Consider the following 14,501-nt stretch of genomic DNA (forward strand, 5'->3'; position numbering starts at 1 on the left):
ATCACACTGTTTGGACCGTCCAGCAAGATGGGGAACACGGTCCCCTGGTATCACGGGGGAGCAAGATCCCCTGAGCAGGTCGACAAGGAGAGAACTCGTGGACGACGTTCTGCGGCGCGCCCCGCTCTTCGCGGCGCTCGATGACGAGCAGGCCGCGGAGCTCCGCGCCTCCATGAGTGAGGTGACCCTCGCACGCGGCGACGCTCTCTTCCACGAGGGCGACCCCGGCGACCGCCTTTACGTGGTCACCGAGGGCAAGGTGAAGCTCCACCGCACCTCACCCGACGGCCGCGAGAACATGCTGGCCGTCCTGGGCCCCGGTGAGCTCATCGGCGAGCTGTCGCTGTTCGACCCGGGCCCGCGCACGGCGACCGCCACCGCGCTGACCGAGGTCAAGCTGCTCGGTCTCGGCCACGGTGACCTTCAGCCCTGGCTGAACGCGCGGCCCGAGGTGGCCGCCGCGCTGCTGCGCGCCGTCGCCCGGCGCCTGCGCAAGACCAACGACCAGATGTCCGACCTGGTCTTCTCGGACGTGCCCGGCCGCGTGGCCCGCGCGCTCCTGGACCTCTCGCGTCGCTTCGGCGTGCAGTCGGAGGAGGGCATCCACGTCGTGCACGACCTCACGCAGGAGGAGCTGGCCCAGCTGGTCGGCGCGTCCCGCGAGACGGTCAACAAGGCGCTCGCCGACTTCGCGGGCCGCGGCTGGCTCCGCCTGGAGGCCCGCGCGGTCATCCTGCTGGACGTGGAGCGCCTCGCGAAGCGCTCGCGCTGACCGCACCGCGCGCCGGCTTTCGACGCACCTGAAGGGCCCCGCTGCACAGTGGGGCCCTTCTCGTATCCCCGGTATGGCCGCTTCTCGTAAGGCCGGTTCCCGTATGGCCGTCGCCCCCAGGCGCCTAGATGAGGCCGTGTTCCCGGAGATAGTCCATCTGCGCCCGGACCGACAGCTCCGCCGCCGGCCACAGCGAGCGGTCCACGTCCGCGTACACGTGCGCGACGACCTCGGTCGGCGACCGGTAGCCGTTCTCGACCGCCGTCTCGACCTGGGCCAGGCGGTGAGCGCGGTGGGCGAGATAGAACTCGACGGCGCCCTGGGCGTCCTCCAGGACGGGCCCGTGCCCCGGCAGCACGGTGTGCACGCCGTCGTCCACGGTGAGGGACCTGAGCCGCCGCAGCGAGTCCAGATAGTCGCCCAGACGGCCGTCGGGGTGGGCCACGACGGTCGTACCGCGGCCGAGGATGGTGTCACCCGTCAGGACGGCCCGATCGGCCGGGAGATGGAAGCACAGCGAGTCGGCGGTGTGGCCCGGGGTCGGTACGACACGCAGTTCCAGCCCGCCCACGGCGATGACGTCCCCGTGCGCCAGCCCCTCGTCCCCGAGCCGCAGCGCCGGATCCAGTGCCCGCACCTTCGTGTCCGTCAGTTCCGCGAACCGCCCGGCGCCCTCGGCGTGATCGGGGTGCCCGTGCGTCAGCAGGGTCAGCGCCACCCGCTTCCCCGCCTTCTCGGCGGAGTCCACGACATTGCGCAGATGTACGTCGTCCAGGGGCCCGGGGTCGATCACCACCGCCAGGTCTGAGTCCGGCTCGGAGACGATCCAGGTGTTGGTGCCGTCCAGAGTCATCGCGGACGCGTTGGGCGCGAGCACGTTGACGGCGCGCGGGGTGGCGGAGCCGGAGAGGACCCCGCCTCGCGGCTGGCCGGGAAGGGCTGCGGCGTCGGTCATGCGGAGGCTCCACCGGTCGGGATGTGCTTGGTGAACTCGTCGTGGCCCGGCCAGGCGAGGACGACTTCGCCGTTCTCCAGGCGGGCCTTGGCCAGGACCGGGGTCAGATCACGGGCGGGCGCGGCGGCCAGGACGTCGGCGGCGCTGTCGTACGGGATGAGCTGGCGCAGGGTCGCGACGGTGGGCGGCATCATCAGGAGCTCGCCCTTGTCGTACCCGTCCGCCGCGTCCGCGGGGCGGATCCAGACCGTGCGGTCGGCCTCCGTGGAGGCGTTGCGGGTGCGCTGGCCCTCCGGGAGGGCGGCCACGAAGAACCAGGTGTCGTAGCGGCGGCTTTCGAACTCCGGGGTGATCCAGCGGGTCCAGACGCCCAGGAGGTCGGACCTGAGCACGAGTCCGCGGCGGTCGAGGAACTCGGCGAAGGAGAGGTCGCGGGCGACCAGGGCCGCGCGGTCCGCCTCCCAGTCCTCGCCGGTGGTGTCGCCGACCACGGTGTCCGGGGTGGGCCCGGCCAGCAGGACACCGGCCTCCTCGTACGTCTCACGGACCGCCGCGCAGACGACGGCCTGGGCGGACGTCTCGTCGGTGCCGAGCCTGTTCGCCCACCACGCGCGCGTGGGGCCCGCCCAGCGGATCTGGTGCTCGTCGTCGCGTGGGTCCACGCCGCCGCCCGGATACGCGTACGCGCCTCCGGCGAAGGCCATGGAGGCGCGTCTGCGCAGCATGTGCACCACGGGGGTGGTGGGGGTGTCCTTGAGCAGCATGACGGTGGCCGCGCGCTTGGGGGGTACCGGGATCAGCGTGCCCTCCGCGAGCGCGCGGATCCGCTCGGGCCACTCCGGTGGATACCACTGCCCATTCGCCATGGCCGGAGGCTATCCCGAGCCGGGCGAATGTTCGAGGGGCCCATGGGGATCCCCGGGCCGGGGGCGGGGGCGAAGAAGACCGCCACCGGTCCCGACCGCCTACACCCCTGTCAGCTCCACCTGGATCTCGACCTCGACCGGGGCGTCCAGCGGGAGGACGGCCACGCCGACCGCGCTGCGGGCGTGGACGCCCTTGTCGCCCAGGGCCGCGCCCAGGAGCTCGCTCGCGCCGTTCAGGACACCCGGCTGGCCGGTGAAGTCCGAGGCCGAGGCCACGAAGCCGACGACCTTCACGACACGCGCGATGCGGTCGAGGTCGCCCGCGACGGACTTGACCGCGGCCAGCGCGTTCAGCGCGCAGATGCGGGCCAGGTCCTTGGCCTCCTCGGCCGTGACCTCCGCACCCACCTTGCCGGTGAGCGGAAGCTTGCCGTCCACCATCGGCAGCTGCCCCGCCGTGAAGACGTACACGCCGGACTGCACGGCGGGCTGATAGGCGGCCAGCGGCGGAACGACGCCCGGCAGCGTCAGACCGAGCTCCGCGAGCTTCGCCTCGACGGCGCCGCTCATGCCGACTTCTCGCGCTTCAGGTAGGCCACCAGCTGCTCGGGGTTGTTCGGCCCGGGCACGACCTGGACGAGCTCCCAGCCGTCCTCGCCCCAGGTGTCCAGAATCTGCTTCGTGGCATGGACGAGCAGCGGCACGGTTGCGTATTCCCACTTGGTCATGTCGCCGACTGTAGTCGTTGCCGCGGGGGGCCTCGCGCGCACGTTGTCCACAGCCTCCTGCGTAGTACGGCGACGGACTGGTTAGGCTCGAAGACGTGAGCAGGCTCCAGGTCGTCAGCGGCAAGGGCGGTACCGGCAAGACCACGGTAGCCGCGGCCCTCGCGCTCGCCCTCGCGACCGAGGGCAAGCGCACCCTCCTCGTCGAGGTCGAGGGCAGACAGGGCATCGCGCAGCTCTTCGAAACAGAAGCGCTGCCCTACGAGGAGCGGAAGATCGCCGTCGCTCCGGGGGGCGGGGAGGTGTACGCCCTCGCCATCGACCCCGAACTGGCCCTTCTGGACTACCTCCAGATGTTCTACAAACTGGGCGGCGCCGGCCGGGCCCTGAAGAAGCTCGGCGCCATCGACTTCGCGACCACCATCGCGCCCGGTCTCAGGGACGTGCTCCTCACCGGGAAGGCGTGCGAGGCCGTCCGCAGGAAGGACAAGAGCGGGCGGTTCGCGTACGACTACGTCGTCATGGACGCGCCACCCACGGGCCGCATCACCCGCTTCCTGAACGTCAACGACGAGGTCGCGGGGCTCGCCAAGATCGGGCCGATACACAACCAGGCACAGGCCGTGATGCGCGTCCTGAAGTCGCCGGAGACGGCGGTGCACATGGTGACGCTGCTGGAGGAGATGCCCGTCCAGGAGACCGCGGACGGCATCGCCGAGCTGCGGGCGGCGAAGCTGCCGGTGGGACGGATCATCGTGAACATGGTGCGGCCCGCGCTCCTGGACGACGTCGACCTGGAGCTCACGGGCGCCGTCGCGCGCAGCGCCATCGCCAAGTCGCTGTCCGCGGCCGGGCTCGGCGGCGCCCGTCGCGGCGGGAACGCCGAGCGGCTCGTCGGGCCTCTCCTGGAACAGGCCGAGGAGTACGCCGAACGGCACACCCTGGAGCGCGAGCAGCGGGCCGTCCTGACCGAGCAGGACCTCCCGCTGCACGAACTCCCCCTGCTCGCCGAGGGAATGGACCTGGCGGGCCTGTACGAGCTCGCCACGGAACTGCGCACTCAAGGGATCTCATGAGTCTGGACCCGGCCCGCGTACTCGACCTCGACCCACTGCTCGACGACCCCGACACCCGCATCGTGGTGTGCTGCGGCTCGGGCGGCGTCGGCAAGACGACCACGGCGGCGGCCCTGGGGCTGCGCGCCGCCGAGCGGGGTCGCAAGGTGGTCGTTCTCACCATCGACCCGGCACGCCGGCTCGCCCAGTCGATGGGCATCGACTCCCTCGACAACGTCCCACGCCGTGTGAAGGGCATCGACGACTCCGCGGGTGGCGAGCTGCACGCCATGATGCTCGACATGAAGCGCACGTTCGACGAGATCGTCGAGGCGCACGCGGACGGCGAGCGGGCGGCCGTGATCCTGAACAACCCCTTCTACCAGTCGCTTTCGGCGGGCTTCGCGGGCACGCAGGAGTACATGGCGATGGAGAAGCTGGGGCAGCTGCGGGCCCGGGACGAGTGGGACCTGATCGTCGTCGACACCCCGCCGTCCCGCTCGGCACTCGACTTCCTGGACGCGCCCAAGCGGCTCGGGTCCTTCCTCGACGGACGGCTGATCCGGCTCCTGACGGCGCCGGCGAAGCTGGGCGGGCGTGCGGGGATGAAGTTCCTGAACGTCGGGATGTCGATGATGACCGGCACCCTGGGGAAGCTGCTGGGGGGACAACTCCTGAAGGACGTGCAGACGTTCGTGGCGGCGATGGACACGACGTTCGGGGGCTTCCGTACGCGCGCGGACGCCACGTACAAGCTGCTCCAGGCGCCCGGGACGGCGTTCCTGGTGGTGGCGGCCCCGGAGCGGGACGCGCTGCGCGAGGCCGCGTACTTCGTGGAGCGACTGGCGGCCGAGGACATGCCGTTCGCCGGTCTCGTACTCAACCGGGTGCACGGCAGCGGTGCCGCCCACCTCTCCGCCGAGCGGGCGCTCGCGGCCGCGGAGAACCTCGATGCCGAGGCCGCGGAGAACCTCGATGCCGAGGCTGCGGAAAATCTCGATGACGAGACCGCTGGGGAACTCGCCGCCGAGACCGCCGGGGAACTCATGGCCGAGGGGGACGGGGATCCCGGTGCCGAGGAGGGCAGGGATCCTCGTAGCGGGGCCGTCGGGGGTGCGGTTGCCGAAGCCGCGCAGGATCCCGCTGCCGGGGCGGCCGGGGATCCAGGTGTCGGGGTCGCCGAGGATCTCGCTGCTGGGGCCGTCGGCGGCCTTGATCCCGATCCTGCGGAAGATCTTGAATCCACGGCTGTAGAAAATCTTGACGACGCCCGCATTGTGGATCAGGAGGGCGGGAAAGCTGGACTTCGTAACTCTCCCGACACGTACGGCAGTTCAGAATCTCCCGCTTCCGAGACATCAGCTCCCGACGGCTCCGAAGATCCAGCCGGCTCCGACGGTTCCGATGAAGGCTCCCCCGCCGCCACGGACAGCGCAGACGCCACGGACAGGACCGACGCACCGACCGACACGCCGCCGCACGGGCACCGGACCGTCGAACAACTCACCGCAGGCCTGCTGAGGCTGCACGCCGAGCGCATGCAGCTGCTCTCCCGCGAGCAGCGCACACGTGACCGCTTCGCCGCGCTCCACCCGGAGGTGGCGGTTGCCGAAGTAGCCGCGCTGCCCGGCGACGTACACGATCTCGCAGGACTGCGGGACATCGGAGACCGGCTCGCGGCCAACCGGCCGGAGCTGCCTGAAACCGGCGCCTGAGCGGCGCCGTCCACGGGCCCGGGGCCGGGCCCGAGTCATGAACTCGTGGTCATGAGCTCGTAGTCATGAGCTCATGGCCGACCCGAGATGGCCTGAGGCAAACCTGAGGCAAGTGGGTCCGAGGCGGTGAGTGGGTCTGAGGCGGCGGGTGGGTCCGACGCGGGCCGAGGTGGCCCCGCGGGACGCCCTCCGTGGCGCCCTCAGCCCACCGCCGCGTAGCGCTCGTACACCTCTTCCTCATCGAGGGGCAGCAGGCCTGCGCCGCGCTCGTACTCCGTACGCGCGGTCTCCAGCAGGCGACGCCACGAGGTGACGGTGGGACGCCTGCGCAGCAACGCGCGACGCTCCCGCTCCGTCATGCCACCCCACACGCCGAATTCGACGCGATTGTCGAGCGCATCGGCGAGGCACTCCGTGCGTACCGGACATCCGGTGCACACTGCCTTCGCCCTGTTCTGCGCTGCTCCTTGAACGAACAGTTCATCCGGATCGGTAGTGCGGCAGGCCGCCTGCGCACTCCAGTCGGTTACCCAGCCCATACCGGCGCCGTCCTCTCCCGAATCGAGGCTCCCCCACGGCGGCAGCGGCATATTCACCGCCGCCAGTTGAGGACGTTACGGAAGGCAGGCACAGCGCAACACCCCCTGCGGGCCCAATCTTGAATGGCCCGAACGGACTATGCGTAAGCGGCAGATCACCCGGGGGAGTGAGCGGCGGACATACGTGAGTATCCCGGCAAACCGGGACAGTTCAGTTGAGTCACAACGGACGCCTGGTGACGCATGAGGCTGATTCGGACACGACCTCCCCAAAAAAGTTGGGGAACCTCCGGAACGATTCGGGGTCGCCGGACGTATTGATACGTGGCCATACTGCTGTGACAGTTGAGAGCAGCTTAGGCCAAGGCATATACGCGTGTCCGGCGAATGAGAACGTAGGCTGCCCCTATGCCAAAGAAGCGCTCGGGCGGTGGTCTGTCGCCAACGCAACAGGCCGCCAAGTTCCTCGGTGTCAGCGTGCTCGCTGGAGCAGTCATGGCCGGAATCGCGCTGCCCGCAGCGGGCGCGCTCGGTCTCGCGGCCAAGGGTTCCGTCCAGGGGTTCGACGAGATTCCCGACAACCTGAAGAGTCCCGCGCTGAGTCAGCGCACCACCATCCTGGACAGCAAGGGCGGTCAGATCGCGACGGTCTACTCGCGCGACCGCACGGTGGTCGACCTCAAGGACATCTCGCCGTACATGCAGAAGGCGATCGTCGCGATCGAGGACTCCCGCTTCTACCAGCACGGCGCGATCGACCTGAAGGGCGTTCTGCGCGCCCTGAACCAGAACGCGCAGAACGGCGGGGTCGCCCAGGGCGCCTCCACGCTCACCCAGCAGCTGGTGAAGAACTACTTCGTGGAGGAGGCCGGCGACGACCCGACGAAGGTCGCCCAGGCCACCCAGCAGACCCTCGGCCGCAAGGTCCGCGAGCTCAAGTACGCGATCCAGCTGGAAGAGAAGCTCGGCAAGAAGAAGATCCTCGAGAACTACCTGAACATCACGTTCTTCGGCGAGCAGGCCTACGGCATCGAGGCCGCCGCCCAGCGTTACTTCTCCAAGCCCGCCAAGGACCTGAACCTCGAGGAGTCGGCGATGCTCGCGGGCATCGTCCAGTCGCCCAGCCGGTACGACCCGGTGAACGACGAGGCGGAGGCCACCAAGCGCCGCAACACCGTGCTGCAGCGCATGGCCGAGGTGCACGACATCTCGCAGCAGGAGGCCGACAAGGCCAAGGAGGCGAAGCTCGGCCTGAAGGTCAGCCAGCCGAAGAACGGCTGCATCACGGCGGTCAAGGGCGCGAGCTTCTTCTGCAAGTACGTGGAGAACGTGTTCCTCACCGACCCGGTCTTCGGCAAGACCAAGGAGGCCCGGGCGAAGGTCTGGAACCAGGGCGGCCTGACCATCCGTACGACGCTCGACCCGCAGGCGCAGAAGTCGGTCCAGTCCTCGATCAAGTCCCACGTCAACAAGTCGGACTCGGTCGCCACGGCGGCCACCCTGGTCGAGCCGGGCACCGGGAAGATCGTCGGCATGGGCCAGTCGAGGCCGTACGGCTACGGGAAGAACGAGACGGAGTACAACTACTCGGTCGACCGTGACATGGGCGGTTCGAACTACGGCTTCCCGACCGGTTCGACCTTCAAGCCGTTCGTGGCCGCGGCCGCGCTGGAGGAGGGCCGGCCGGCGACCCAGCAGTACCCGTCGCCGTACGAGATGGCCTACCCCAGCCCCGTACAGACGTGCAGCAGCAAGCCCTGGACCAACCTGACCAACGAGAAGCTGTCGAACGAGAGCACCGAGGAGAAGGGCCCGTACGCGCTGAAGACGGCGATGGCCAAGTCGGTCAACACCTACTTCGTGCAGATGATCTCGGACATCGGCATCTGCCCCGTGGTGAAGATGACCGACAAGCTGCACGTCGTGCAGGGCAACGGCGACAAGCTGCCCGAGGTGCCCGCCATCACCCTCGGCTCCAAGGGCATCTCCCCGCTGACCATGGCGAGCGCCTACGCCACCTTCGCCTCTCGGGGCATGTACTGCACGCCGATCGCCATCGAGTCGATCACCCAGAAGGCCGACGGCCGGGAGAAGTCGCTCGAGGTCCCGAAGTCAACCTGCTCGCGGGCCATGTCCGAGAAGACCGCGGACACCGTCAACACGCTGCTCCAGGGCGTGATCGACTCCGGTACGGGTCAGCAGGCCGGCCTCTCCGACCGCGACAACGCCGGTAAGACGGGTACGACGGACGAGCGCAAGAACGCCTGGTTCGTCGGGTACACGCCGAACCTGTCGGGCGCGGTCTGGGTCGGCAGCCCCAAGCAGAACGTCAAGATGACGGGCATCCGCATCGGCGGCGTCTACCACGACCTCGTCTACGGCGGTCAGGTGCCCGGCCCCATCTGGAAGGACGCCATGACCGGCGCCCTCTCGGGCAAGGACTCCCCGTCCTTCAACCTCATCGACATTCCCGACGAGAAGCCCAAGGACAACGGCCATGGCCCGGGCGACGGGAACAACGGCGACAACAAGGGCAACGGGAACGGTGGGAACACCACCAACGGCAACACCATCAACGGGAACACGATCAGCGGCAACACCATCAGTGGCGCCAACGGCGCCACAGGTGACACGAACGGTGGCGGGTTCCCGACGCCCACGTTCTCGATCCCCTCGGGCTTCATCCAGGGTCAGAACGGCAACGGGGGTCGTCACGGGTAATCCACCCCGTCACAACCGCTGACAGAGAACGGCACAGCACAGCCGTCGGCCTCGGCGCTCCCATGATCGGGAGCGCCGAGGCCGATGGCTTTTGGTGAGTGGGGTGGTGCGGGTATGGGTGCGGGTACTCGGTACGGGTACGGGACTCGTACGGGTCCCGGTTCTGCGTCTACTACTGGTCCTGGTCTTCCACTACTGGTTCTGGTCCCTCTCGGACTCAGCCCGCGAGCAGCTTCTTGACCACGGCGGCGACACGGCCACCTTCGGCCTGCCCCGCGACCTTCGGGTTCACGATCTTCATGACCTGGCCCATGGCGCGCGGCCCCTCGGCACCCGCCGCCCTGGCCTCCTCGACGGCCTGCCCGACGATCTGCTGGAGCTCCTCGTCGGACAGCTGCTTCGGCAGGTACGCGGCGAGGACCTCCCCCTCCGCCTTCTCCCGCTCGGCCGACTCGGGACGCCCGCCCTGCGCGAAGGCGTCCGCGGCCTCGCGGCGCTTCTTCGCCTCGCGGGTGATCACCTTCTGTACTTCGTCGTCGGAGAGCTCGCGCTTCGTCTTGCCCGCGACCTCCTCCTTGGTGATCGCGGTGAGGGTCAGCCGGAGCGTCGCGGAGCGGAGCTCGTCGCGCTCCTTGATGGCGGCGTTGAGGTCTTCCTGCAGCTTCGACTTGAGCGTGGTCATGCCGTCGATTGTCGCAGGTGTGGTGCGGCGGTCGCCTGCTGATTTCAGCACCGTGCCCCGGGACGCGCCGTCGATGGGCGCGAGGCTGTCCACAGGTTCGAGGTTGTCCACAGGGCGGCACGCGGGGCTGTCGGGGTCTGACACGATGGACGTATGCGCGCGCGATATGGAGTACCCCTGGGAATCACGGCGGTGGGGGCCGCCGGACTGTTGTACGCGGCGGGTTTCGAGGCCCGCTCGTTCCGCCTCCGGCGGGTGACGGTCCCGGTCCTGCCACCAGGCATGCGGCCGCTCCGCGTCCTCCAGGTCTCCGACATCCACATGGTGAGCGGTCAGCGCAAGAAGCAGCGCTGGCTGCGCTCCCTGGCCGGGCTGCGCCCCGACTTCGTCATCAACACCGGGGACAACCTCTCCGACCCGGAGGGCGTCCCCGAAGTCCTGGACGCCCTCGGCCCGTTGATGGAGTTCCCCGGTGCGTACGTCTTCGGTTCGAACGACTACTACGGCCCCAAGCTCCGCAACCCCGCCCTGTACTTGCTGGAGAAGTCCCAGGGCCGCCACGGTCTGAACGGCAACAAGCCGGCCGTGGGCGTCATCCACAACCCGTGGGAAGACCTGCGCGACGGCTTCGACACGGCGGGCTGGCTGAACCTGACGAACACCCGGGGGACGCTCAAAATAGAAGGCGCCGAGATCGAGCTGACCGGCCTCGACGACCCGCACATCAAGCGGGACCGGTACGCGCGCGTGGCCGGCGGCCCGTCGGAGTCGGCCGACTTCTCGATGGGCGTGGTCCACGCCCCGTACCTACGTGCGCTCGACGCGTTCACGGCGGACGGCTACCCCCTGATCCTGGCCGGTCACACCCACGGCGGCCAGCTGTGCCTCCCCTTCTACGGCGCCTTCGTCACCAACTGCGACCTGGACACCGACCGCGTGAAGGGCCTGTCCACGCACACGACGGAGGGGCGGACGTCGTACATGCACGTCTCGGCGGGCTGCGGTACGAGCCGCTACACGCCGGTACGGTTCGCGTGCCCGCCGGAGGCGTCACTGCTGACGCTGGTCGCTCGACAGTAGGTCGCTCGACAGTAGGTCGGACGGCGATAGACCGGGCAGCGGTAGGCCGGACGGATGCGGGTCGGCCGGAGTGTGGCGGTCGAACGTGGGGGGCGATCATGGGGGGCGATCGGAAGCGGCGTCCAGTGCGACGGCGCCGGGCAGGTCGATCGGGTCGATCAGAGCGTTGATGTAGCCGTAGATGTTGACGTTGGTGTTGGTGTTGGTGTTGACGGGGCGCGGGTCCGCGCTCGGTCGTCACCCAACCGGGTGACCCATATCGCCCGATTCGCCCCCCGCGCTTAGCGTGGGAACATGATCGCCCCGATACCCAGGGACATACCCGACCTGCCCCCGATACCGGGCATCCTCCCGCAGACCCCCTTCCTCGTCCCGGCGACGGCAGTGGTGGCCCCCGTGCGCCGCCCTTTGGTGGCCGTCTTCCGCCTCCTGGTCGCCCTTGTCGCGGCCGCGGGCGTGGCCATCGAGATGCGTCTGGGCAGTCCGCTCCACGTGCTCAGCTACTTCACCATCCAGGCCAACCTGCTGGTGGCGGTGGTCTTCGTCGCCTCGGCCCGGCGGGCACGGGCGGCGCGTCGCCCGGTGCCCGCGGTCCTCACCGGCGGCACGCTGCTCTACATCTCGATCACGGGCATGGTCTACCACCTGATCCTGGCGGACCCGTCCAGCGGCTTCTCCATGACCGGGGGCATCGCCTCGCACACCGGCTGGCAGGCGGTGTCGAACCAGATCCTGCACACGGTGATCCCCATCGCCGTGGTGATCGACTGGCTCCTGCTGACCCGCCCGGCACCGTTCGCCGTCCGGCATGCGACGACGTGGCTTGTCTACCCTCTCGCCTACCTGGTCTTTTCCCTCGTCCGCGGAGAGATGCTGCGGCCGGGCACCCCGGCGCGCTACCTCTACCCCTTCGTGGACGTCGACCGGCACGGCTACGTGGGCATCCTCGGCAACACCGCGATCCTCGGCGTCGCCTTCTACGCCCTCGCCCTCCTCGTCATCGTCCTGGACCACGTCCGCCCCGACCCGTTCCGCCGCCGCGGCCGACGCCCCGAAAACCGGATTTCGTCTCCGGCCACCGGTGGGCTAAAGTAAACGACGTCGCCGCGAGAGCAGCGACAATCGGGGTGTAGCGCAGCTTGGCAGCGCGCTTCGTTCGGGACGAAGAGGTCGTGGGTTCAAATCCCGCCACCCCGACAGCTAAATAGCAGGTCAGGCCCGGTGCTGATTTTTCAGCACCGGGCCTGCCTCGTTCTCCAGGGGTTCTCTGGAGAAATCCTGGAGAAGATCTTGGAATCTGTCTCCAGATCAGCGCGCTGCTAGCGAGCTTTCAGCAACGCATCCAGAGCAGCCACGGGCGAGCCGAGACTCATCGTCCGGCGCGCGTCCAACGCTTCCTCCCACATCCCGGTGAGGGCGGTCATCAGCGCCTGCCGCATCCTTGGCGTGATGTGGTCATAGCGCGACTGGACGGAGCCGTCCTCATGACCCATGCGTTCGTCCATGAGCTTCGGTGGGGTCCCCACCTCCCTCATCAGGGTCTTGTGAGTGTGGCGCAACCCGTGCGGGGTGAGCCCCGGGGCGATCGGCACCCAGCACACCTCAGCCCGCTTGGAAGCTCCTCGCCCGCGCGCCGGGATGCCAGGCCACGGCTCGGCAACGACGGGCACCGGCCGCTCTTCCTGACTGCCCCGCCCGGGGTACCGCCCTGTCGCGGCCGGTCGAAAGAGCCACGTGGCGAAACCGGAGCGCCGCCAGTGAGCAGCCAACTCCCCCGATGCCGCGTTGCGGATGTACCCGAGATCACTGATCGCCTTCAGCACCTTCAGGCGAGTCAGCTCCGCCACAGCATCCGGGCGGTTGAGGACGTTGGAAACGGTGCCGGTCGATACGCCACAGCGACGGGCCACGTCGACTAGCTTCGCCCCGGAGCGACTTACGGACCCGTTGGCGGTTCCATGTCCGCGGAAGACGTAGGCCAGTCCGTGGCACTCGCAAGGCTTTGATCTCGTCCGGGCGATGTGGCTGGCAAGGAGCGAGGCGAGGAAGTCCGGAGTGTCGATGTCACGGTAGGAGTCGTCCTTGGGCGGGCAGCGGTGCAGTTCACCGGTGTCCAGTTCGTAGAGCTGCCACTCCACGCGGATGCTCTTCGGCCGGACGAACTCGGGCTCAAGGCCAACGATCTCCCCCCAGCGCATACCGGTGTAGCCCTTGACGATGCCGGCAACAAACTCGTCGTCGCGGCCGGACAGCAGCGCCATTCTCTCGGCGAGCAGCAGAATGCCGAGTGCGGTCGTGACCGCCTTCTCCGGGCCACGGTTACGTGAGCGCCCAGCACGCTTACCTCGTCCGCGGCGCTTGGTTGCCGGATTGGAGTCGCGCAGCCCCTCGTCAACAGCGTCAGCAAGGATCAGGTGCAGTGTCGCCCGCCACGTCTTGACGCTGGATGCCGCATAAGGCACCGCGCGTTCGTGCTTCTCCCAGGCGGCAATGTCGGTGCTCAGGATGTCAGCAACGGCGGAATCCTCGAATGCGGGGAGCAAGTGCTCTTCGATGTGCCGCCGGTAGTTCTGCATGGTGGATGCCGCCAAGTCCTGTGCGGCATACCAGCGGTTGACGTAGGCACCGAAGGTGATCCGCTCGCGAGGCGCCTTCTTCGTTCCGGCCAACAGCTTCGCTTCTTCGGCGTCAGCCGCCTTCTTTGCCGCAGCCTTGGTCCGGAAGCGGATGGCATCGCCATCGGCATCGCGGACAGTGGCGTACTTGCCAGGCGCGAGCTTGTACCTGCCGCGCCAGTAGCTGCCGAGGCTCTCGGCATAACCCACCTTGTTCTCCTATGAACGGGCGTGCCGCCCGGCTGGAGGGCCGAGCGGCACACGGAATCAGGCTGCGCTGGCCTGCGATTGGGCGCCTAGCGCCCTGCGCGGGGTCCTTGCCTTCAAGGAAGTGACGGACGCCGCCGTTGTGGTCGCCCTGCGGCGTGGTGCTTGTTTTGCTGGGGCAGGAGCGTCACGGCTTTCGGCGGGACGGCTCTCGAAGATGCGCATGATCTCGGCGAAATGCTCGGCCGTGAACCGGTAGCTCCCAGCCGGCTTGGTGAAGGGGATGCGTCCCCTTCGAGCTTGCTCCTTCACCCACCACTCCGAGCAGTGGAGGGCCTTGGCGATGTCGCTCGGGAGGTAGACAGGAGGAAGAGCCGGGGGTTCCAGTCGCGGAGCAGTGCTCATGTGGCGGTGACTCCTCACGAGGAAGCGGGATCCGCTGACAGAACTGACAGAACCTCGCCGGTAAGCCGTTGACCTGCGGTTTTGATGGGTTCTGGATCTTTGACAGAACTGAATTAAAACCTGACAGAACCTCGGCGGACGGGGTTCTGTCACAGGACGCCCGG

Annotated in this window: 13 protein-coding genes and 1 tRNA gene; 7 read left to right on the forward strand and 7 right to left on the reverse strand. The window is 68.6% G+C overall.

The genetic code is table 11. The features are described 5' to 3' along the window. Window positions 1–97: 97 nt before the first annotated feature. A complete protein-coding gene (locus AQJ27_RS26500; protein WP_006382668.1) occupies window positions 98–772 on the forward strand; it encodes a Crp/Fnr family transcriptional regulator in 675 nt (224 codons plus the stop codon). A gap of 124 nt (window positions 773–896) precedes the next feature. On the opposite strand, the gene AQJ27_RS26505 is transcribed toward AQJ27_RS26500, so the two are convergent. The 4 genes from AQJ27_RS26505 to sp36 all read right to left on the reverse strand — a co-directional run bounded on the left by AQJ27_RS26505 (window position 897) and on the right by sp36 (window position 3,321). Then, window positions 897–1,727 carry an MBL fold metallo-hydrolase gene (locus AQJ27_RS26505; protein WP_067373882.1) on the reverse strand — a complete coding sequence of 277 codons (831 nt, stop codon included), beginning with the start codon at window positions 1,725–1,727 and terminating at the stop codon, window positions 897–899. Next, window positions 1,724–2,593, reverse strand: a complete 870-nt coding sequence (locus AQJ27_RS26510; protein WP_067373885.1) for an NUDIX hydrolase — start codon at window positions 2,591–2,593, stop codon at window positions 1,724–1,726. Before AQJ27_RS26510 ends, AQJ27_RS26505 begins: the two co-directional genes overlap by 4 nt. A 99-nt stretch (window positions 2,594–2,692) precedes the next feature. Then, window positions 2,693–3,163 (reverse strand): RidA family protein, encoded by a 471-nt coding sequence (locus tag AQJ27_RS26515; RefSeq protein WP_067373888.1) that lies wholly within the window; start codon window positions 3,161–3,163, stop codon window positions 2,693–2,695. Continuing rightward, entirely contained in the window at window positions 3,160–3,321 is a 162-nt protein-coding gene (gene sp36 / locus AQJ27_RS54855; RefSeq protein WP_075033571.1) for a Sp36 family protein, read from the reverse strand. The genes AQJ27_RS26515 and sp36 overlap by 4 nt, the downstream gene beginning before the upstream one ends. 95 nt (window positions 3,322–3,416) lie before the next feature. Between sp36 and bagA the strand changes: the two genes are divergently transcribed. Next, window positions 3,417–4,394: an ATPase BagA gene (gene bagA, locus AQJ27_RS26520; RefSeq protein WP_067373891.1), complete on the forward strand. Its 978-nt coding sequence runs from the start codon at window positions 3,417–3,419 to the stop codon at window positions 4,392–4,394. Beyond that, window positions 4,391–6,088: an ArsA family ATPase gene (gene bagB, locus AQJ27_RS26525; protein ID WP_067373894.1), complete on the forward strand. Its 1,698-nt coding sequence runs from the start codon at window positions 4,391–4,393 to the stop codon at window positions 6,086–6,088. Before bagA ends, bagB begins: the two co-directional genes overlap by 4 nt. A gap of 200 nt (window positions 6,089–6,288) precedes the next feature. Here the strand turns inward: bagB and wblA are convergent, their stop codons facing one another. Further along, on the reverse strand, window positions 6,289–6,627 hold the full coding sequence (gene wblA, locus AQJ27_RS26530) for a transcriptional regulator WblA (protein WP_028799159.1): 339 nt from the start codon (window positions 6,625–6,627) through the stop codon (window positions 6,289–6,291). A gap of 408 nt (window positions 6,628–7,035) precedes the next feature. On the opposite strand from wblA, the gene AQJ27_RS26535 reads away from it, so the two are divergent. Further along, window positions 7,036–9,348 carry a transglycosylase domain-containing protein gene (locus AQJ27_RS26535; RefSeq protein ID WP_067373897.1) on the forward strand — a complete coding sequence of 771 codons (2,313 nt, stop codon included), beginning with the start codon at window positions 7,036–7,038 and terminating at the stop codon, window positions 9,346–9,348. A 217-nt stretch (window positions 9,349–9,565) separates the two neighbouring features. Here AQJ27_RS26535 and AQJ27_RS26540 read toward each other — a convergent pair whose 3' ends face one another. Next, entirely contained in the window at window positions 9,566–10,030 is a 465-nt protein-coding gene (locus AQJ27_RS26540) for a GatB/YqeY domain-containing protein (RefSeq protein ID WP_067374383.1), read from the reverse strand. Between the two features lie 153 nt (window positions 10,031–10,183). On the opposite strand from AQJ27_RS26540, the gene AQJ27_RS26545 reads away from it, so the two are divergent. From AQJ27_RS26545 to AQJ27_RS26555, 3 genes are all read left to right on the forward strand, one after another. Beyond that, entirely contained in the window at window positions 10,184–11,110 is a 927-nt protein-coding gene (locus AQJ27_RS26545) for a metallophosphoesterase (RefSeq protein ID WP_067373902.1), read from the forward strand. A gap of 294 nt (window positions 11,111–11,404) precedes the next feature. Then, window positions 11,405–12,205, forward strand: a complete 801-nt coding sequence (locus AQJ27_RS26550; RefSeq protein ID WP_096240038.1) for a Pr6Pr family membrane protein — start codon at window positions 11,405–11,407, stop codon at window positions 12,203–12,205. A 28-nt stretch (window positions 12,206–12,233) separates the two neighbouring features. Continuing rightward, window positions 12,234–12,307 (forward strand) — tRNA-Pro (locus tag AQJ27_RS26555). Between the two features lie 122 nt (window positions 12,308–12,429). Here AQJ27_RS26555 and AQJ27_RS26560 read toward each other — a convergent pair. Further along, window positions 12,430–13,935, reverse strand: coding sequence for a tyrosine-type recombinase/integrase (locus tag AQJ27_RS26560; protein ID WP_067373905.1), 1,506 nt, complete (start codon window positions 13,933–13,935; stop codon window positions 12,430–12,432). Window positions 13,936–14,501: the final 566 nt, after the last annotated feature.

Source organism: Streptomyces olivochromogenes, assembly GCF_001514115.1.
GTDB classification, from domain to species: domain Bacteria; phylum Actinomycetota; class Actinomycetes; order Streptomycetales; family Streptomycetaceae; genus Streptomyces; species Streptomyces olivochromogenes.